Origin of the sequence: Microbacterium sp. LMI1x-1-1.1 (assembly GCF_040676205.1) — a bacterium.
GTDB classification, from domain to species: domain Bacteria; phylum Actinomycetota; class Actinomycetes; order Actinomycetales; family Microbacteriaceae; genus Microbacterium; species Microbacterium aquilitoris.
The window spans coordinates 1,503,869-1,523,573 of record NZ_JBEGHM010000001.1 but is presented as its reverse complement, the minus strand read 5'-3'; the positions used below and the strand labels follow the sequence as shown (position 1 = coordinate 1,523,573).

Sequence of the window (19,705 nt, the reverse complement as noted above, 5' to 3'; positions counted from 1 at the left end):
GTCAGCGCGCGTACGGCGCGAGCTCGGCCGCCAGCCGCTCCGACACATGGGCGTGGACGGCGGTGCCGCCCTCCTCGTGACGGGTCGACAGGATATGACCGGACTCGTGGACGGCGCTGACGAGATCGCCGCGGTCGTACGGGACGAGCGCGTGGACCTCGACGGCCGGCAACGGCAGAGCGTCCTCGATCGTCGCGCGCAGCTCGACGATGCCTTCGCCGGTGCGCGACGAGACGAAGTGCGCCTTCGGCTCGAGGCCGCGCAGCACGAGGCGCGTGTCGGGGTCGATCAGGTCGGCCTTGTTGAAGACGACGATCTCGTTCGTCGAGCGCGCCCCCACATCGCCCATGACGTCGCGGACGGTCGCGAGCTGTGCGGCCGGGTCGGGGTGCGACCCGTCGACGACGTGCACGATGACGTCCGCGTCGCCGACCTCCTCGAGCGTCGAGCGGAACGCCTCGACCAGCTGGTGCGGGAGGTTGCGGACGAACCCGACGGTGTCGGTGAGCGTGTAGACCCGACCGTCGGCCGCCTGCGCGCGACGGACGGTCGCGTCCAGGGTCGCGAACAGCGCGTTCTCGACGAGGACGCCCGCGCTCGTCAGCTTGTTGAGCAGACTCGACTTGCCGGCGTTCGTGTACCCGGCGATCGCGACCGACGGGATCGTGTTGCGCTTGCGCTCGGCACGCTTGGCCTCACGGGCCGGCTTGAAGTCGCGGATCTGACGGCGCAGCATCGCCATGCGCGTGCGGATGCGTCGGCGGTCGAGCTCGATCTTCGTCTCACCCGGACCGCGCGAGCCCATACCGGCGCCGCCGGCGCCGACCTGGCCACCGGCCTGTCGGCTCATCGAGTCACCCCAGCCGCGCAGGCGCGGAAGGAGGTATTCGAGCTGGGCGAGTTCGACCTGCGCCTTGCCCTCTCGGCTCTTCGCGTGCTGGCTGAAGATGTCGAGGATGACGGTGGTCCGGTCGATGACCTTGACCTTGACGACGTCCTCGAGGGCGCGTCGCTGGCTGGGCGCGAGCTCGGTGTCGGCGATGACCGTGTCGGCACCGACGGCGACGACCAGGTCGCGGAGTTCCGCCGCCTTACCGCGGCCGATGTACGTCGCGGGATCGGGATGCGGACGACGCTGCAGCACGCCGTCGAGGACGACGGCCCCGGCTGTCTCGGCGAGTGCGGCGAGCTCGCGCAACGAGTTCTCGGCATCCTCCGTCGACCCCTGGGGGTAGACGCCCACGAGCACGACGTTCTCTAGCCGCAGCTGGCGGTACTCGACCTCGGTGACGTCCTCGAGTTCGGTGGACAGCCCCGGGACGCGGCGGAGCGCGGCGCGCTCCTCGCGGTCCCACTGGTCGCCGTCCGTGTCGCCGTAGGCGACGGTGCTCTCGTCCTGCAGCGCCTGTGCGGCGCCGAACACGCGCACCCCCGAACGCGACTCCGCTCGCGCCAGCACGCGGTCTACCGGGTCCACCGGCTCGTCCGTCGCGGCAGGGGTGGTGGTGTCTGTCATGTGATCCTTTCGCGGCCTCGCGGCCATCCGTGAACTCTAGCTTCCCGCGGCTTCCACCGCCTCCGCTACGCTCGTCGCATGGGGAGCGACCATTACTTCAGCGCGTCCCCGTCCAGCTCCGAGAACCTCCGCCGCATCCGTGTGTCCCTCGCCGGTCGCGACGTCGAGGTGACGACAGCGGGCGGGGTCTTCAGTCCCGACCATGTGGACGGGGGGACGGCGGTGCTCCTGGCGAACACGCCTCCGCCCCCGGGGGGCGGTCATCTTCTCGATCTCGGATGCGGCTGGGGTCCCATCGCGCTGTCGCTCGCCATCGACGCGCCTCACGCGACGGTGTGGGCCGTCGACGTCAACGAGCGAGCCTTGGACCTCGTCCGCCGCAACGCTGCGGAACTCGGCCTCGATAACGTCAACGCCGTGCTGCCCGAAGATGTTCCGAGCGACGTCGCCTTCCGCACCATCCGGTCCAACCCGCCGATCCGTGTCGGCAAGGATGTCCTGCACGGACTGCTCGAGACGTGGATTCCCCGGCTCGCCGAGCGCAGCGATGCCTGGCTCGTCGTGCAGCGCAATCTCGGTTCCGATTCGCTGCAGCGGTGGCTCGCGGCATCCCTCGACAGAGGCTATTCGGTCACCCGTGCCGCGACCGGGCGAGGATTCCGGGTGCTGAAGGTCCGCCGGCACGGCACGCCCGCGACGGGGACGATCACCCTCCCCTGAGCGACGTCAGGCGAGCGTGATCTCGCCCGAGAAGACGAGCGACGCGGGACCGGAGAGCAGGACGCGCTCACCGGCATCCGTCCGCACGACGCGCACCCCGAGACGGCCGCCGGGGACGTCCACCGTCCACCGGTCCGGGGCACCGGCCCCCGCCCAGTGACGCACGGCCAGAGCGGATGCCGCTACCCCGGTCCCGCACGAGAGCGTCTCCCCGACGCCCCGCTCGAACACGCGCATCCGGATCGCGCCGACGCCGTCGGTGATGAGGGGTTCTTCGGGGACGACGAACTCGACGTTCGCGCCGGCTGCCGGGACGGGGTCCAGGATCGGCTGGACCGTCAGGTCGAGCCCGTCGAGCTCGGCGATGCTCGAGAGGGCGACGACGACATGGGGGTTCCCGACGTCGATGCCGAGACCGGGGCGCGCGATCTTCAGACCGTGCGCCCGCACGAGGACCTCGTCGGAGGTCGGACGCCACAGGCCGAGGTCGACTTCGAATCCGTTGTCGGCGAGCGTGACGGTCTTGGTTCCGGCGCGTGTGCCGATGCGCAGGGTCTCGCCGGCGCCGAGCGTCGCGTAACCCGCACTCAGGAGGTACTTCACGAAGACGCGGACACCGTTGCCGCACATCTCGGCGATCGAGCCGTCGGCGTTGCGGTAGTCCATGAACCACTCGGCGTCGGGAGTCTCAGAGCCCGCAGCGATGGCGGCTGAGCGGACGACCCGCAACAGCCCGTCGGCTCCGATCCCGAAGCGTCGGTCGGTCAGCGCGGCGATCTGCTCGCCGGTCAGATGCAGCGACCCGTCGGGGTCGGCGACGACGACGAAGTCGTTGCCCGTCCCGTGGCCCTTCGTGAATGCGATCGTCGACACCCGCCCAGTCTAGGTGCGGGTGGATGCCGCTTCGCCGGTCAGCGCGGCGGAGTCGACCCCGCTGCGCGGAGTCCCGCATCCATGAGATCGAGGGACCACGCGACGCTGTCCTCGACATCGATATCCATCCGGAAGCCGTGCGCGGCATCCAGGACAGCGAACCCGTGGAGCACGCTCCGGAGCATGCGGATGGCGTGGACGTGCTCCTGTCTCGGCAGTCCGTAGCTGTCGAACACTCCGCCGAGGGCGTCGAGACTGTCGTGGAGCGCGATCGCGAGCGGGTCGTCATCACCGGACGGCTCGGCGGCGGCGGTCGCGGCATACCGACCCGGGTGCGCCTGTGCATAGCGCCGGAAGGCGACAGCGACGTCGGTGAGGGCGGCGCCGCGGTGTTCCGACAGCGTCGCACGGAACACCCCCGCGAGGTCCTGCGCGGCCAGGGTCGCCACCCGATGGGTGAGCTCGACGAGCCCGCCCGGCACATGCTTGTAGAGCGACGGCGGACGGACGCCGACCCGCTCCGCCAGCGCCGTCATCGTCAGGGCGGCGAGCCCCTGCTCGTCGATGAGGTCGGCTGCGGCGCGCGTCACGGCGTCGACGTCGAGGCCGGCCCTAGGCATCCGCCGCCCCCGTCCCGATCGAGAAAGCCGATCGCAGGAACGGGACGGCGAGGTCGACGACCTCCCCCGGCCGTTCGACGTGCGGGTAGTGTCCGGCACCCTCGATGACCGCCAGCCGGCCGATGCCGGGCCTAAGCGCGGCGATCACCCCTTCTCCCTCAGCCCGCGGGTCCGCCCAGTCCGGGTCGGCCGTGCCCATCACCACGAGGACCGGCACGGTCACGTGCGGGAGCTGCTCCCCCGCATCCGCGGGACTCGTCTGCCCCATGGCCCGGAGCGCGGCCATGCGCGCGGGATCGGCGAGATGACGGGCGATGCCGGCCTGCTCCTGCGCCCAGTCGGCGGGCTTCTGCGGAATGGCGAGGTCGAGGTAGCGGAGCCACGCGGGCACACTCCCGCGGAGCATCATCGTCGCCAGGCGGGTCATGCCCTTCCGATGACGGGCGTGCCGGATCAGGCCGACCGGGTCGAATCGCTGCGCGCGGGTGAACGGGGCGAGCTCGACGACCCCGACGACGTCGTGCGGGGCGCGCGCTGCCGCGACCGTCGCAGCACCTCCGCTGATCGACTGGCCGACGATGACCGCGGGACCGCCGAGATGACGGATGACGGCGAGCAGATCACCGGCTATGTCGCCGCGGCTGTAGCTCGCCCACGTGGCACTCGACTCGCCGCATCCGCGGATGTCGACGTTCGCCACGCGGAACCCAGCCTCGACGAGGGCCGGCACGACGAAGCGATAGGAGCGCCGGGAGTCGCCCATCCCGTGTGCCAGAACCACGAGTGGACCGTCCCCGACCACGTCGAACGCGATCTCCCCGCCTTGCACCTGGATCTTCTCGACCATCGGCGTCTCCTTCGCATCGTGTTCGATACGAGAAGGCTACGGCTATTAGCTTTAGCTTGTCAAGGATTCGAGGAGGTGGATGCCGGGGGTCCCGGCATCCACCCACCGAAGGCCGGGGTACCTCTTGAACCACGAGACCTGACGCCGCGCGTACCGGCGCGTGAGCGCCTGGGTCTCGGCGACGGCCTCTTCTTCGTCCATCCGGCCACCGAGCTGCGCGAGTGCCTGCGCGTAACCGATGGCGCGAGGCGCGGTCGGACCGGACTCGAGACCCCGGGCCCGGAGGCCCTCGACCTCGGCGAGCAGACCGTCCCGCCACATCCCCCTGACCCGCTCATCGAGGCGCTCGACCAGCTCTGCACGGTCCAGGTGGACACCGACGAGTTCGGTGGCGGGATGCCACAGCACGGGCGCCTCCGGGAGCGCAGCGCCGTGGGTGTCCGCGCCCTGGAGGAGCACCTCGAGAGCCCGGACGACACGCCGACTGTTGCGCGGATCGAGGCGATCTGCTGCTCCCGGATCGAGGTCGCGGATCCGCTCGATCAGCGCCGCGGCTCCGAGCTCGTCGAGATCCGCCTCGAGCCGGGCGCGCAGCGCCGGGTCGCGGGGCGGGAAGCGGAAGTCGAAGACCACGCTCGACACGTAGAGCCCTGAGCCCCCGACGAGGATCGCGTCGGCCCCGCGATCGAGGATGCCGCGGATCGTCGCGCGCGCCCTCTCCTGGTAGACGGCGACAGCGACGTCCTCGGTCACATCGAACTCGTCAAACAGATGATGCGGGATGCCGCGCCGCTCTGCCAGGGGGATCTTCGCGGTCCCGATGTCCATGCCGCGGTAGAGCTGCATGGCATCGGCGTTCACGATCTCCGCCGCGCGGCCGCGACGGATCAACTCCTCGGCGAGGTCCAGCGACAGCGACGTCTTACCCGTCCCGGTCGCTCCGACGATCGCCCACAGGCGCTCCGCGCCCACGAGGTCAGAGTCCGGGCGTCGCGGTGCGGATCATCGGCAGGCCGAGCGACACGGCGCGCGGACCGGCGTCACCGGTCGGGGCCGGGACACCGCAGGAGTCGGCCTGCGCACGATCCCACGCGTCCCCGGCGCGCGTGCGGCGGATGCGCAGCGGCGCGCCGTCCGGGCTGTCGGCGAGGAGGTGGAACGGCGCGGCGTGCGTGACGACCGTCGTGACCACGTCGCCGGGACGCGGCGTCGGGGAACCCTCGGGCACCTCGAAGTGGACGAGGCGGTTGTCCTCGGCGCGGCCGGTCAGGCGGCGGGTCGCGGCATCCTTCTTCCCCTCACCCGTCGAGACGAGAACCTCGACGGTGCGCCCGAGCTGGGCCTGGTTCTCCTCGAGGGAAATGCGCTCCTGCAGGGCGACGAGGCGGTTGTACCGCTCCTGGACGACCTCCTTGGGGACCTGATCGGGCATCGTCGCAGCGGGTGTCCCCTCGCGGATCGAGTACTGGAAGGTGAAGGCCCCCGCGAATCGCGCCTGCTCGACGACGCGCATGGTGTCCTCGAAGTCCTCGTCGGTCTCGCCCGGGAAGCCCACGATAATGTCGGTCGAGATCGCCGCGTGGGGCATCTTCTCGCGCACGCGGTCGAGGATGCCGAGGAACCGTTCGCTGCGGTACGACCGCCGCATCGCCTTGAGGATGCGGTCCGACCCGGACTGCAGCGGCATGTGCAGCTGCGGCATGACGGCAGGGGTCTCCGCCATCGCGTCGATGACGTCGTCGGTGAACGCAGCGGGGTGCGGGCTCGTGAAGCGCACGCGCTCGAGGCCCGGGATCTCGCCCGCCGCGCGCAGGAGCTTGCTGAACGCCTGGCGGTCGCCGAACTCGACGCCGTAGCTGTTGACGTTCTGGCCGAGGAGGGTGACCTCGATCGCGCCGTCGTCGACGAGCAGACGGATCTCGTTCAGGATGTCACCCGGGCGGCGATCCTTCTCCTTGCCGCGCAGGCTGGGGACGATGCAGAACGTGCAGGTGTTGTTGCACCCGACGGAGATCGAGACCCAGCCGCTGTGCGCCGAGTCGCGCTTGGTGGGGAGCGTCGACGGGAACACCTCGAGAGACTCGAGGATCTCGAGCTCCGCCTCGCCGTTGTGCCGCGCCCGCTCGAGGAGGCTCGGGAGCGAGCCCATGTTGTGGGTGCCGAAGACGACGTCGACCCAGGGTGCCTTCTGCTGGACGGCGTCCTTGTCCATCTGGGCCAGGCAGCCGCCGACGGCGATCTGCATGCCGTCGTGCTTGTCCTTGCGGCTCTTCAGGTGCCCGAGGGTGCCGTAGAGCTTGCCCGCGGCGTTGTCGCGGACGGCGCACGTGTTGATGACGACGACGTCAGCCTCGACTCCCGCGTCAGCACGGATGTAGCCGGCCGACTCGAGGGAACCGGACAGACGCTCGGAGTCGTGGACGTTCATCTGACACCCGAAGGTCCGTACCTCGTAGGTGCGGGAGCGGCCGTCGGCGGTGACGGCGGCGTCTGACGGGGCGATGAGAGTGGGGGCAGCGGAAGGGCTGGTCATGATCAGGCCATTCTACGAGCCGCGTCGCCTCGGGACGCCCCGGGCGGTGTCAGCGCAGGAGCGAGCGGATGCGGGCCGCAGAGATGGCGCTGAAGGTGACGGCGACGGCGACGAGAACGGTGACGGCGAGCCACACGGGGACGACGCTCGAGCCGACGAAGAGATCGATCCCGTAGATCTCCTTGAGGTCCCTGATGGCGCCGGCGTCCCCGCCGGCGAGAGCGGCGATCGTCTCGTCGGTGAACGGCAGGCGCAGGAGCATGGCTCCTTGGGCGAACGGGAGGGCGTTGATGGTCGACGCGACGCCATCGGGGAGAGACCCGACCGGGATGTAGGAACCCGCGACGAATCCGAGGACGGTACCCACGACCGTCGAGAACGCGGAGTAGGCACCGGTCGTCTTCAGGAAGGAGGCCCCGAAGGCTCCGAGGGAGGTGAAGGCGACGCAGCAGAGCACCATCGCACCGATCGCCCGCAGGATTTCGAGAGGACCGAGCCACGCGCCGCGGACGAGTCCGAGTTCGAGCACGGTGAGGATGAGGATGATGCCCGACATGACGACCGCGACGGACACCGAGGACAGCAGGTAGCCGAGCACCAGCTGCGATCGCCGGATGGGGGCGACGAGGAAGTCGGCGAACCGGCCCGAGGCGCGATCGTCCACGAACACGGAGATCGCTCCGATCCCCGAGGTGACGGTCGTGAGCAGGACGATGCCCGACAGCATCCAACTGTCGACGAAGGCCTCGATGTCGGCGCGCGATGCGCGCGGGAGGGTGCGCTCGAGACCATCGACCTGCAGCCGGGAGAGGAAGAGCGTGTAGAGGAAGAAGAGGATGAGCCCGCTCAGCAACGAGAAGAAGACGTTCATCCGATCGCGGAAGAACAGGGTCAGATTGCGGCGCACGATGGCCGCGATGATGCTCATACGGCGTCCCCGACGAGCTCACCGCGGCCGGTGAGGGCGAGGAAGACGTCGTCCATCCGACCGTGCCGGAACTCGAAGTCCAGAACGTCCTCGTCGTGCTGCGCCAGCAAGGTCCGTGCCGCCCGCGCGTCGGGCACCTCGATCGTGAGGATGTCGCCGTCGCGAGTCGCGGTCAGTCCGCCTCGGGTGGCGAGGGCGGACAGCGTGTCCGGATCTCGTGTGGTGACGGTGAGCACGCTGCGACTGTGGCGTGCGCGTAGTTCTGTGGGCGTCCCGCTCGCGACGACGCGGCCCGCGTCGATGATGGTGACCTGATCCGCCTCTTCGGTCTCGGCCATGTAGTGGGTCGTCAGGAAGACGGTGAGACCCCGCTCGGAGCGGAGCCGATCGATCGCCGCCCACACCGCCACACGACTCGCGGGGTCCAAGCCCGCGGTCGGCTCGTCGAGGAAGAGGATCGACGGCTCGTGCATGAGCGCACGGGCGATGTCCGCGCGGCGACGCTGTCCGCCCGACAGCCGGCCGTAGGGACGGTCGAGGAACTCGTCGAGTTCGACGAGGAGCGAGAGTTCGTCGAGTCTGGCAGCGAAGCGCCGACGGTCGATGTGGGAGAGCGTGGCTCGCAGGGCGAGGTTTTCGCGGACGGTCAGACCGTCATCGAGCAGTGACCGCTGGAACACGACGCCGATCCGCGACCGCACCCGTTCGCTCTCTGCCGACACGTCGTACCCCGCGACGCGGACCGTCCCGGCGTCCGCTCGGAGCAGCGTCGTGAGGCATCCGATCGTCGTGGACTTCCCGGCACCGTTCGCTCCCAGGAAGGCGAATAGCTGGCCGTCCGGCACCGCGAAGGAGACCCCGTCGACTGCGGTGACGGTCTTGTAGGACTTCACGAGACCGTCGACCTCGATCGCCATGCGCACACTCCTCCGGCCGCGCCGGGCGCGGGTAGGGCGAGTCTGTCAGATGGACGCAACCGTGGTCACGGTTCGAAGCGAACCCCATGCCGCGGGGGTGCGCTCGCCTCGTCGAGCGCACGACGCGCCACCGACAGGGCGACGGAGCCGTACCCGCGCCGGGCCAACTGACCGGCGAGGCGCCGGAGGGCCGTATCGCGATCGAGCCCTTCGAGCCCCCGCGCCTTGGACCGTGCGAACTCGAGAGCCCTCTCGGCCTCATCGTCGGGAAGTTGATCGAGCGCCTCGTCGATCACGTCGCGAGGGATGCCGCGCTGCGCCAGGCCCTGCGCGATCGCCATGCGACCCTGCGCCTTGCGGGACGTCGCTTTGTCGATCAGCTGCTCGGCGAGGGCGGCGTCGTCGAGGTACCCGAGCGAGACGAACCGATCGATGATGCCCTCGAGCTCGGCCTCGTCGAGATCGTGCTCGCGGAGCACCGACCGCGCCTCGCGAAGTGAGAGGGATCGCGTCCGGAGCTTGCGCAGGAGGATCCGCTCAGCCACGGCTGCGGGCGCATCCTCACCCGCCGGAGCCACGACGGGCACGGTGCCCGTCGCCGGGTGAGCGGCACGGGCCGCGGACCTCTCGGATGCCGCACGCTCGGCGATCCACGTCGCATGCCACGGCTGCGGATCATCGCCGTTTCCGGTGGCCTCGCCCGCGTCGGCCGTGGCCTCCGTCCGGCGTCCGAAGAGCGGGATGACGGGGGCGAGCGAGTCCCGCTCGCCCCCGTTCGAATCCGTCATGATCAGGCCGGGCGGCGAGCCGTCAGCTCGTCCGACACCGCGGCATCCTCGGCGACGGCCTTCGGCTGGCCGATGCCGAGCTTCTGCTTGATCTTGTTCTCGATCTCGGCAGCCACATCGGTGTTCTTCAGCAGGAAGTTGCGCGAGTTCTCTTTGCCCTGGCCGAGCTGCTCACCCTCGTACGTGTACCAGGCACCCGACTTCTTCACGATGCCGTGCTCGACACCGAAGTCGATGAGGCTTCCCTCTCGCGAGATCCCGACGCCGTAGAGGATGTCGAACTCGGCCTGCTTGAAGGGCGGCGCCATCTTGTTCTTGACGACCTTCACGCGGGTGCGGTTACCGACCGCCTCGGACCCGTCCTTCAGGGTCTCGATACGGCGGATGTCCAGTCGCACCGAGGCGTAGAACTTGAGCGCCTTACCACCCGCGGTGGTCTCGGGCGACCCGAAGAACACGCCGATCTTCTCGCGGAGCTGGTTGATGAAGATCGCCGTAGTCTTCGTCTGGTTCAGGCCACCGGTGATCTTGCGGAGCGCCTGGGACATCAGGCGGGCCTGGAGACCGACATGGGAGTCACCCATCTCACCCTTGATCTCGGCCTCGGGGACGAGAGCGGCGACGGAGTCGATGACGACCAGGTCGATGGCACCGGAGCGGATCAGCATGTCGGCGATCTCGAGCGCCTGCTCACCGGTGTCGGGCTGCGAGACGAGGAGAGCATCGATGTCGACGCCCAGCTTCTCGGCGTAGCCGGGATCCAGCGCGTGCTCGGCGTCGATGAAGGCGGCGATACCGCCGGCCCGCTGCGTGTTCGCGATGGCGTGGAGCGTGAGGGTCGTCTTACCCGAGGACTCGGGACCGTAGATCTCGACGACGCGGCCGCGAGGGATTCCGCCGATACCCAGGGCGACGTCGAGGGCGATCGATCCGGTCGGGATGACCTCGACCGGCGCGCGCTCGTCGCTTCCGAGTCGCATGATCGACCCCTTGCCGAACTGGCGGTCGATCTGGGCGAGGGCCGATTCGAGGGCCTTCTCGCGGTCTGCAGGTGAGGGCATGTCGTACTCCTTGATACTCGCGGTTCCGTCGCCCGTAGGCTGTCGCGCTCCTCACCGACGGATCGGATGCTGCGACAGGGCGTGGGTGTCATCTGACGACATTCACGTTAGGAGGGGGCTCCGACATCGCTGCCGGATCCGGCCCTTACGTGAACGACGTCTCTACGACACCCGTTGTGCAGGAGACTACGCCCGCATCGAACGCATCTTCGATACGACACGCCGACTCACCGGCGTGGATCGAGCCTTCCCGCGCCGTAACGGCGGTCCACGGGGACGTCCGTCTCGGCGCACAGGGCATACCAGACATCACGCGGAGCGACACCTGCGGCCAAGGCCTCGCGGGCAGTCCGATTGTCGACGCCGGTCAGCACCAGGTCCGAGACGAGGGACGCGCCTCCCGATCCGAACTCGTCGGCGACGGCGCGATCGAATTCGCTGTGACGCATCGAGCGGTCAGCGCAGCGACAGCTCGGGGGCCGGGACCTCGTCGCCCAGGGAGGCGAGGTCGTCGGGAACGACGTCGGAGAGGGAATGCAGTCCCTCGAGCACCGAGATCCGCTCGCCGACCTCGCGCATGATCGCGGAGATCGGGACGTCGAGGGCCTCGGCCACGGCGGCGAGGATCTCGCTCGAGGCTTCCTTCTGACCGCGCTCGACCTCGCTGAGGTACCCGAGTGCGACGCTCGCCTTGCCGGAGACCTGTCGGAGGGTGTGACCCTTTTGCAGCCGGAAGTCGCGGAGGACGTCACCGATCTCTTGACGAACCAGGATCATGCGTGGGCCCTCCCTCAGCTGCGATCCACCGAATCCCTTGCGGGGGAACCACGGTACAACACGTTGGATGTCACCCTAGACCCCGCGTGCTGGGGAATGAGTGGGAATTACCGAGTCGTAACGCGCTCGGAACAAGGCCTATTCCCGGCTCAGAGCGCTTCCACCGCGAGGGCGATCGCACGGGCCGCTGCGGCCGTCCGGATCTCGTCCCGATCGCCCTCGAGCGTGAGGGACTCGACCCGCGAACCGAGCGGGGTCGAGACGGCGATGTGGACCGTGCCGACGGGCTGGCCGTCCGAGGAGACCGGTCCGGCGATCCCGGTCGTGGCGATCCCCACGTCGGCAGGCTCCCCCTCGCCGACGACACGACGGATGCCGTCCGCCATCTGGCGGGCGACACGGGGGTGGACCGGACCGTGCGCCTCGAGGAGGGTCCCGTCCACGCCGAGCAGCCGCTCCTTCAGATCCGTGGCGTACGCGACGATCGCGCCGCGGAACACCGAGGACGCCCCCGGGACGGACACGACGGATGCCGCGACCAGACCCCCGGTCAGCGACTCGGCGACGCCCAGAGTCCAGCCCAGTTCCCCGAGCCGTTCGACCAGTCGCTCCGAGTCCGATCGAGGACCGCGGGACACCGCGGTCTCCTCGAGCTCCTCCGGCAGTTCGCTGACGGTGCGGCGCATCATGCTCGGCGCGACGTGCGGGAACGGATGGCCGTGACGACGTAGTCGAGACCACTCGCAACGGTCAGCAGAACGGCGATCGTCATCGTCACCGTATTGACGACGTGGATCCACTCCCCCACGACCGTCCACAAGGGCAGGAGGGCGAGGGAGAGGGCGACGGCCTGGGCGAGGGTCTTGAGCTTGCCCATCCACGCAGCCGCCACGACGTGGTCCGTCGCGACCACGAGGCGATGGACGGTGATGCCCAGTTCGCGCACCAGCACCAGCACGACCACCCACGGCGGGAGTTCACCGAGGATCGAGAGGACCACGAACGCGGCGCCGGTGAGCACCTTGTCGGCGATGGGGTCGAGCAGCTTGCCCAGATCCGTGACGATCTCATGGCGACGCGCGAGGTAGCCGTCGATCCCGTCGGTCGCGATCGCGACGATGAACAGGACGCCTGCCCACCAACGGAGCGCGCCGTCCGATCCGCCGTCGGCGAGCAGAAGCCAGACGAACACGGGTGCGCAGAGGATGCGCACGATCGTGATGGCGTTGGGCAGCTGCCTCGGAATCGTCACGTCTTGAGCCTACCGAGCCCCGCAGCCGACGTCAGTCGCGGCCGGTGAGACCCCAGGCATCCTCATCGCCCTCGGACTCGACGACCTCGTAACCCTCGAACTGCTCCGTCACCGCGTCCGGCCCGTAAGGGTCGGTCGCGACGGCCGCAGCCGCAGGGGCGGCGGCGGGCGCGGCATCCTCCGGCGGCTCCTCTCCGCGCAGGCGCGCGAGAACGGCGGGGAGCTCGTCGGGCGTCACAAGGACGTCACGGGCCTTCGAGCCCTCGGAAGGGCCGACGATCTCGCGCGCCTCGAGGAGGTCCATGAGGCGTCCGGCCTTGGCGAAGCCGACCCGGAGCTTGCGCTGCAGCATCGAGGTCGAGCCGAACTGAGTCGTGATGATCTGCTCGGCAGCCGCCAGGAGGAGCTCGAGGTCGTCACCGATGTCGGCGTCGATCTCCTTCTTCTCGATGACCGCTTCGACATCCTTGCGGTACTCGGGACGCGCCTGGTTCTTGACGTGGTTGACGACCTTCTCGATCTCTTTCTCGGCGACCCATGCCCCCTGCACGCGGACCGCTTTGGAGGCACCCATCGGCAGGAAGAGACCGTCGCCCTGACCGATCAGGCGATCGGCTCCGGGCTGATCGAGGATGACGCGCGAGTCGGTGACACTCGTCACCGCGAAGGCCAGACGCGAGGGCACGTTCGCCTTGATGAGACCGGTGACGACGTCGACCGACGGACGCTGCGTCGCCAGGACGAGGTGGATGCCGGAGGCACGGGCGAGCTGCGTGATGCGGACGATCGAGTCCTCGACGTCGCGGGGCGCGACCATCATGAGGTCTGCGAGCTCGTCGACGACCACGAGGAGGTACGGGTAGGGCTTGAGGACGCGCTCACTGCCCGCGGGGAGCTGGATCTCGTTGGCGACGACCGCCCTGTTGAAGTCGTCGATGTGGCGGAAGCCGAACGACGCGAGGTCGTCGTACCGCATGTCCATCTCCTTCACGACCCACTGCAGCGCCTCGGCCGCCTTCTTGGGGTTCGTGATGATCGGCGTGATGAGGTGTGGCACCCCGGCGTACGACGTGAGCTCGACGCGCTTCGGGTCGATGAGGACCATGCGGACGTCCGACGGCTTCGCCCGCATCAGAAGGCTCGTGATCATGGAGTTCACGAAGCTCGACTTACCCGAGCCGGTGGAGCCGGCGACGAGCAGGTGGGGCATCTTCGCGAGGTTGGCGACGACGTACCCGCCGCCGACGTCCTTGCCGATGCCGATCGTCATGGGATGCGTCGCCTGCTGCGCGTTCGGCGAGCGGAGGACGTCGCCGAGGGTGACGATCTCGCGGTCGGTGTTCGGGATCTCGACGCCGATGGCGCTCTTGCCGGGGATCGGCGCGAGGATGCGGACCTCGTTGGAGGCGACGGCGTAGGCGATGTTGTTCGTGAGCGCCGTGATGCGCTCGACCTTGACCCCCGAGCCGAGCGAGATCTCGTACTGCGTCACGGTCGGGCCGCGGGAGAACCCGGTCACCTTGGCGTCGATGGAGAACTGCTCGAAGACACCCATGATCGCGCGGACCATGGCGTCGTTGGCCTCGGAGCGCGCCTTGTGGGGCGTCCCCGCCGCGAGCGCGTCAGCGGAGGGCAGGCGGTAGTCGGCGGCATCCGGATCGACGGAGTCGAGGTTCGCGGCCACGAAATCGGGCAGCGGCGGAACCGGCGGCGCCTCGGGCACGGCGTCGCGCTTGCGGCCGGGCGTGCGGGGAGCGGCGGGCGCGATGATCTCGGTGACCGCGTCGGGCACGACCTCGGGGGTCGGCGTCGTGACGGGGTTGTCGAAGCTGCCGTCACCGCTCGCCTCGAGGAGGGCCGTGAGGTCGTCCGCTCCGAGGCCGCCGTCGGCGTCCTCCTCACGGCCGGACTTGTTGCGGCGCCACCAGGGCAGGGAATCGCTCTCGTCCTCGGGAGCGTCGAACGCGACCGTCGGGCCGGTCTGTCCCTTCGCCGGGGCGGCGTCGGGATCGGGCCGCTCGGCGTCGAACATCCAGGCGTAGAGGTCGCCCAGGCGACGCCCGATGCGGTTGGGCGGCGTCTTGGTCAGGATGAGCACGCTCAGCAGGGCGAGCAGGCCCATGACGATTCCGGCGCCCACCTCGGTCAGCACCGTCAGGGGCTCACCGATCGCCCAGCCGAACAGTCCACCCGCGGCGCTCAACGCCATCAGACCCTCGCTGGGCTTCGGCCGGTCGGCCACGACGTGGCAGAAACCGGCCACCGCCAGGATGAACAGCCCGGCACCGATGCCGATGCGCCCGTTGTCGTGGACGGACGGCGGATGCCGGAACAGCCACCCGGCCAGGATCAGCAGGATGACGGGGAAGATGAAGGCCTCGCGGCCGATGAGCGCACCAACCGAGTAGGCGCTGATGTTCGTCCCGACCTCGGTACCGATGAGGAACCACTCCACGACCGCACCGGCGACGGCCATGAGCACCAGGAGGAACGGGAACCCGTCGCGGCGCTGATCCTTCTCGAGGGACTCGGATCCGAACGCCCGGAACATGCCGCCCGCGATGTGCGCGAGGCCCAGCCACGCGCGGACGACGATCGGCGGCCGATCGGCGTCATCGACGTAGTGGCGCGGTGCGGGTTCGGCCTTGCGGCGGGGGGCCGGATCGGCCTTCTTCGCGCGCGCCGAGGAGCCCGACGCGGACGCGCGGGGTTTGCTGGTCGGACTGCTACTCCTGGGCATACTCTCCACGGTAAGCCGCGGGACCGACATGTCCCAGGATTGACGCGACCCCGCGACCGTCGGGACTCAAGAGAGGCGCTTGATCATGGTGTCGCGCCCGAATCCGCTGCGGGTCACCGCGAACCCCTCCGAGCGATAGAGGACCTGCGCGAAATTACCTCGCTCGACGGAGAGGCAGATGCGCGCGCGGCCCTCGGCTCGAGCGGCCTCGCACAGCCGGCGCAGCAGAGTGCGACCGACGCCGTGCGAGCGCCAGAGCGCCTTCACCCCGATGATGAGCTCGGGCACCCCGGTCCCCACGTAGCCGAATCCGGGGTCGGTCCGAGGGAGGGTGCGGTACCAGGCCGCGCCGATCAGTTCCGACCCGGCGACGGCGACGAAACCGACGTCCCCCGGGCGCATCCATCCGGCGAGGTACCGACCGTGATCGGGATCGGCCAGGATCTCATGCCGCGGTCGCGGGGCGCCGGCTCGCCAGTTGGCGGCCTCGACGACCATGTCGCCGAGGAACACGCCGTCCGCCTGCGTGGCAGGACGAAGCGACCACGACTCGGGCATGCCCGAATGCTAGCGCCCGGGTCAGGCCTCGATCACCATCGGGACGATCATCGGACGGCGACGCAGCGACTGGTTCACCCAGCGGCCGATCGTACGACGGACGACCTGCTGCAGGGCGTGCGGGTCGCGGACGCCCGACTGGGCGGCTTCGGTCAGCGCCTGGGCGATCTTCGGCTTCACCGAATCGAACACGGCGTCGTCCTCCGCGACTCCGCGCGCGTGGATCTCAGGCCCCGTGACGATGCGGCCGGTCGCGGCATCCACCACCACGATGACGGAGATGAAGCCCTCCTCACCGAGGATGCGGCGGTCCTTGAGGTCGGCATCCGTGATCTCGCCGACCGACGATCCGTCGACGTAGACGAAGCCCAGGTCGAGCTGACCGACGACCGTCGCGACGCCGTCCTTGAGGTCTATGACCGTGCCGTTCTCGGCGATGATCGTGTTCGCCGCGGGGACGCCGCTGTCCTGGGCGAGCTTCGCGTTCGCCATCAGGTGCCGGTACTCGCCGTGGACGGGGAGCACGTTCTTCGGCTTCAGGATGTTGTAGCAGTAGAGCAGCTCGCCCGCGGCGGCGTGGCCCGAGACGTGGACCTTCGCATTCGCCTTGTGGACGACGTTGGCGCCGAGCTTCGTCAGGCCGTCGATCACGCGGTACACCGCGTTCTCGTTGCCCGGGATGAGGCTCGACGCGAGGATGACGGTGTCGCCCTCCCCCGGCTCGATCGCGTGGTCGAGGTTGGCCATGCGGGACAGGACCGCCATGGGCTCTCCCTGCGACCCGGTGGACATGTAGACGATGCGGTCGTCGGGCAGGTCCTTGGCCTTCTTGTAGTCGATCAGCACACCGTCGGGCACGTGCAGGTACCCCAGCTGCTCGGCGATCGTCATGTTCCGGACCATCGAGCGGCCGAGGAACGCGACGCGGCGACCGTGCGCGGCGGCCGCGTCGATGACCTGCTGGACGCGGTGGATGTGGCTCGAGAAGCTCGCGACGATGACGCGACGCGGCGCCTTGCCGATGACCTGGTCGAGCACCGGGCCGATCGCCCGCTCGAGCGGGGTGAACCCGGGCACGTCCGCGTTCGTCGAGTCGACGAGGAACATGTCGACGCCCTCTTCGCCGAGACGCGCGAAGGCGCGGAGGTCCGTGAGGCGGCCGTCGAGCGGCAGCTGATCCATCTTGAAGTCACCGGTTGCCAGCACAAGTCCGGCAGGGGTGCGGATGCCGACGGCGAGCGCATCGGGGATGGAGTGGTTCACCGCGACGAACTCGAGGTCGAACGGTCCGACCTGCTCGCGCTGCCCCTCCTTCACCGTCAGCGTATAGGGCTTGATCCGGTGTTCCTTGAGCTTCGCCTCGACGAGCGCGAGGGTCAGCTGCGAGCCGATGAGGGGGATGTCGCCCTTGCGCTTGAGCAGGTACGGGACCGCACCGATGTGGTCCTCGTGGCCGTGCGTGAGGACGACGCCGACGATGTCGTCGAGGCGTCCGCGGATCGCCTCGAAGTCCGGGAGGATCAGGTCGACGCCGGGCTGGTGCTCCTCGGGGAAGAGCACGCCGCAGTCGACGATCAGCAGCTTGCCGTCGAACTCGAAGACGGTCATGTTGCGACCGATCTCACCGAGTCCGCCGACGGGGGTCACCCGGAGCGTTCCGGGAGCGAGCTTGGCGGGGGCGGAGACGGTATTTGTCATCGAGTGGTTCCATGCACCTTCGGAAGGGCGCCGCCGGCAGCGGCATTGCGATCAGGTCGGAAGTTGGAGAAGTCGGCGCCCTCGATGTCTTTCACGAGGTCGAGCTCGTCCTCGATGAGGGCGGCCTCCCACTCTTCGGGTCCTACGAGCGGCAAGCGCACGCGCGGACTCGAGATGCGGCCGAGGCCGTGAAGGATGTACTTGGCGCTGACCGTCCCCGGGACGTGCGTCATGACGGCACGGACGAGCGGTTCGAGCTTCTGGTGGGCGGCGGTCGCCGTCGTGAGGTCTCCCCGGTTGACGGCATCCACGATGGCCCGGTACGGAGCCGACGTGATGTTCGCCGTGACGCCGATGAGACCCGCGGCGCCGATCGACAGGTGCGGGAGGACGTTCGCGTCGTCGCCGGAGAAGTAGAGCAGGTCCGTCTGGTTGAGGACCCGGCTGACCTCGCTGAAGTCCCCCTTGGCGTCCTTCACCGCGAGGATGTTCGGGTGCTTGGCGAGGCGGAGGATCGTCTCGTACTTGATGGGCACGCCGGTGCGACCGGGGATGTCGTAGAGGATCACCGGCAGGTCGGTGGCGTCCGCGACGAGGCGGAAGTGGGTCAGGATGCCGGCCTGGGTCGGCTTGTTGTAGTACGGCGTGACGATCATGATGCCGTCCGCGCCGGCCTTCTCGCTCGCCTTGTAGAGCTCGATCGCGTGCGCGGTCTCGTTGGAACCGCCGCCCGTGATGATCTTCGCGCGGCCGGAGGAGACGGACTTGCCCACCTCGACGAGCTTCAGCTTCTCGGCATCCGTCAGCGTGCTGGTTTCTCCGGTCGTGCCGGTCACGACGATGCCGTCGGCACCGCCGGTGATGACGTCGTCGATGTGCTTCTCTACGGCCGGCCAATCGACCTCGCCGTCGGCCGTCATCGGAGTGACGAGCGCGACGAGCACCTGACCGAACGGATTGGCGGAGTGCGTCATGGTTCCCAGGGTACCGGTCGGGGTCCGTCGGCCGCGTCGTGGGTTCGTTGGGGGTGGGTGGCGGGGCGGTCGCGGGGCGACCGGTATCGCAGAGCAGCGGCGAGTCGCGCGGCGGAGCGGTCTTCTGCGTCAGCGGCCGCGGGAGGCGGCGGCGACCACGAGGCGATCGGGCAGCAGCCGCGACAGGGCGACGAGCATCTTGTACCGGAGTGACGGGATGCTGACGGCCCGGCCGCGCGCGGCATCCTTCAGCGACGCGCGCACCACCTGCGGGGCGGTCAGCCACATCCAGCCGGCGACCCCCTCCTCCCCCGGCGGCAGGCCGAGTCGCTCGTGGAAGTTCGTGTGGACGTAGCCGGGACAGACCGCCGTGACGGTCACTCCCCTCGGGGCGTAGACCGCGTTCGCCCACCGGCTGAAGCTGACGACCCAGGCCTTCGCCGCGCCGTAGGTGCCACGCGGGACGAGGGCGGCGACCGAGGCGATGTTCAGGATGCGGCCGCGTCCTCGCGCGAGCATGCCCGGCAGGGCGGCCCGTGTCAGCCTCATCGTGACCTCGACGTGCAGTTCGAGGTGCCGGGCCTCGTCTTCGATGTCGCCCGAGGCGAACCCGAGCGAGAGCCCGTACCCAGCGCTGTTGACGAGAAGGTCGACGCCCCGTTCGAGTCGCTCCTCGACGAGCCGTCGCTGAGCGGGGTCCAGCAGGTCCGCGACGAGGATCTCGGCACGTCCACCGCGGCCTTCGATCTCGTCGGCCAGGACCTGCAGGGCGCCGCGGTCCCGTGCGACGAGGACGACGTCGGCGCCGCGCGCCGCCAGCTGGCGGGCGTACTCCGCTCCGATACCGGAGCTCGCTCCCGTGACGAGTGCAGTGCGGGTCATGCGCGTCAGCCTAGGACGCGC

Annotated in this window: 20 protein-coding genes; 1 reads left to right on the top strand and 19 read right to left on the bottom strand. The window is 69.4% G+C overall.

The window, feature by feature from the left end; translation table 11 throughout:
• Position 1 precedes the first annotated feature (1 nt).
• On the bottom strand, positions 2–1,516 hold the full coding sequence (gene hflX, locus MRBLMI1x_RS07465) for a GTPase HflX (protein ID WP_020098307.1): 1,515 nt from the start codon (positions 1,514–1,516) through the stop codon (positions 2–4).
• A gap of 78 nt (positions 1,517–1,594) precedes the next feature.
• On the opposite strand from hflX, the gene MRBLMI1x_RS07460 reads away from it, so the two are divergent.
• The gene (locus tag MRBLMI1x_RS07460; protein ID WP_363457707.1) at positions 1,595–2,236 is read left to right on the top strand and encodes a class I SAM-dependent methyltransferase; all 642 of its coding nucleotides are present in this window, start codon (positions 1,595–1,597) and stop codon (positions 2,234–2,236) included.
• Positions 2,237–2,242: 6 nt separating this feature from the next.
• Here the strand turns inward: MRBLMI1x_RS07460 and dapF are convergent, their stop codons facing one another.
• The 18 genes from dapF to MRBLMI1x_RS07370 all read right to left on the bottom strand — a co-directional run bounded on the left by dapF (position 2,243) and on the right by MRBLMI1x_RS07370 (position 19,684).
• Positions 2,243–3,109 carry a diaminopimelate epimerase gene (gene dapF, locus MRBLMI1x_RS07455; RefSeq protein ID WP_018187215.1) on the bottom strand — a complete coding sequence of 289 codons (867 nt, stop codon included), beginning with the start codon at positions 3,107–3,109 and terminating at the stop codon, positions 2,243–2,245.
• A gap of 38 nt (positions 3,110–3,147) precedes the next feature.
• Positions 3,148–3,729, bottom strand: coding sequence for a TetR/AcrR family transcriptional regulator (locus tag MRBLMI1x_RS07450; protein ID WP_311869589.1), 582 nt, complete (start codon positions 3,727–3,729; stop codon positions 3,148–3,150).
• Entirely contained in the window at positions 3,722–4,576 is an 855-nt protein-coding gene (locus MRBLMI1x_RS07445; protein WP_018187213.1) for an alpha/beta fold hydrolase, read from the bottom strand. The genes MRBLMI1x_RS07450 and MRBLMI1x_RS07445 overlap by 8 nt, the downstream gene beginning before the upstream one ends.
• A gap of 51 nt (positions 4,577–4,627) precedes the next feature.
• Positions 4,628–5,548, bottom strand: coding sequence for a tRNA (adenosine(37)-N6)-dimethylallyltransferase MiaA (gene miaA, locus MRBLMI1x_RS07440; RefSeq protein ID WP_363457702.1), 921 nt, complete (start codon positions 5,546–5,548; stop codon positions 4,628–4,630).
• 4 nt (positions 5,549–5,552) lie between these two features.
• Positions 5,553–7,109 (bottom strand): tRNA (N6-isopentenyl adenosine(37)-C2)-methylthiotransferase MiaB, encoded by a 1,557-nt coding sequence (miaB, locus tag MRBLMI1x_RS07435; protein ID WP_311859491.1) that lies wholly within the window; start codon positions 7,107–7,109, stop codon positions 5,553–5,555.
• Positions 7,110–7,158: 49 nt separating this feature from the next.
• Positions 7,159–8,037: an ABC transporter permease gene (locus tag MRBLMI1x_RS07430; protein WP_363457698.1), complete on the bottom strand. Its 879-nt coding sequence runs from the start codon at positions 8,035–8,037 to the stop codon at positions 7,159–7,161.
• Positions 8,034–8,954 carry an ABC transporter ATP-binding protein gene (locus MRBLMI1x_RS07425; protein WP_363457695.1) on the bottom strand — a complete coding sequence of 307 codons (921 nt, stop codon included), beginning with the start codon at positions 8,952–8,954 and terminating at the stop codon, positions 8,034–8,036. The genes MRBLMI1x_RS07430 and MRBLMI1x_RS07425 overlap by 4 nt, the downstream gene beginning before the upstream one ends.
• A 65-nt stretch (positions 8,955–9,019) precedes the next feature.
• Positions 9,020–9,742 carry a regulatory protein RecX gene (locus MRBLMI1x_RS07420; RefSeq protein ID WP_363457692.1) on the bottom strand — a complete coding sequence of 241 codons (723 nt, stop codon included), beginning with the start codon at positions 9,740–9,742 and terminating at the stop codon, positions 9,020–9,022.
• 2 nt (positions 9,743–9,744) lie between these two features.
• Complete coding sequence (gene recA / locus MRBLMI1x_RS07415; RefSeq protein WP_018187207.1) at positions 9,745–10,803, bottom strand: recombinase RecA; 1,059 nt, start codon at positions 10,801–10,803, stop codon at positions 9,745–9,747.
• 227 nt (positions 10,804–11,030) lie between these two features.
• The gene (locus tag MRBLMI1x_RS07410) at positions 11,031–11,252 is read right to left on the bottom strand and encodes a DUF3046 domain-containing protein (protein WP_018187206.1); all 222 of its coding nucleotides are present in this window, start codon (positions 11,250–11,252) and stop codon (positions 11,031–11,033) included.
• 7 nt (positions 11,253–11,259) lie between these two features.
• Positions 11,260–11,580 carry a helix-turn-helix domain-containing protein gene (locus tag MRBLMI1x_RS07405; protein WP_018187205.1) on the bottom strand — a complete coding sequence of 107 codons (321 nt, stop codon included), beginning with the start codon at positions 11,578–11,580 and terminating at the stop codon, positions 11,260–11,262.
• A 149-nt stretch (positions 11,581–11,729) separates the two neighbouring features.
• Positions 11,730–12,266, bottom strand: a complete 537-nt coding sequence (locus MRBLMI1x_RS07400; protein ID WP_363457848.1) for a CinA family protein — start codon at positions 12,264–12,266, stop codon at positions 11,730–11,732.
• Positions 12,266–12,832 (bottom strand): CDP-diacylglycerol--glycerol-3-phosphate 3-phosphatidyltransferase, encoded by a 567-nt coding sequence (gene pgsA, locus MRBLMI1x_RS07395; protein ID WP_363457687.1) that lies wholly within the window; start codon positions 12,830–12,832, stop codon positions 12,266–12,268. The genes MRBLMI1x_RS07400 and pgsA overlap by 1 nt, the downstream gene beginning before the upstream one ends.
• 31 nt (positions 12,833–12,863) lie before the next feature.
• The gene (locus tag MRBLMI1x_RS07390) at positions 12,864–15,572 is read right to left on the bottom strand and encodes a DNA translocase FtsK (RefSeq protein ID WP_363457684.1); all 2,709 of its coding nucleotides are present in this window, start codon (positions 15,570–15,572) and stop codon (positions 12,864–12,866) included.
• Between the two features lie 66 nt (positions 15,573–15,638).
• Positions 15,639–16,130, bottom strand: coding sequence for a GNAT family N-acetyltransferase (locus MRBLMI1x_RS07385; protein WP_018187201.1), 492 nt, complete (start codon positions 16,128–16,130; stop codon positions 15,639–15,641).
• Between the two features lie 21 nt (positions 16,131–16,151).
• A complete protein-coding gene (locus MRBLMI1x_RS07380) occupies positions 16,152–17,828 on the bottom strand; it encodes a ribonuclease J (protein ID WP_026302895.1) in 1,677 nt (558 codons plus the stop codon).
• Positions 17,825–18,802 carry a 4-hydroxy-tetrahydrodipicolinate synthase gene (gene dapA, locus MRBLMI1x_RS07375; RefSeq protein WP_018187199.1) on the bottom strand — a complete coding sequence of 326 codons (978 nt, stop codon included), beginning with the start codon at positions 18,800–18,802 and terminating at the stop codon, positions 17,825–17,827. Before dapA ends, MRBLMI1x_RS07380 begins: the two co-directional genes overlap by 4 nt.
• Positions 18,803–18,931: 129 nt before the next feature.
• Entirely contained in the window at positions 18,932–19,684 is a 753-nt protein-coding gene (locus tag MRBLMI1x_RS07370; protein ID WP_363457679.1) for an SDR family NAD(P)-dependent oxidoreductase, read from the bottom strand.
• Positions 19,685–19,705: the final 21 nt, after the last annotated feature.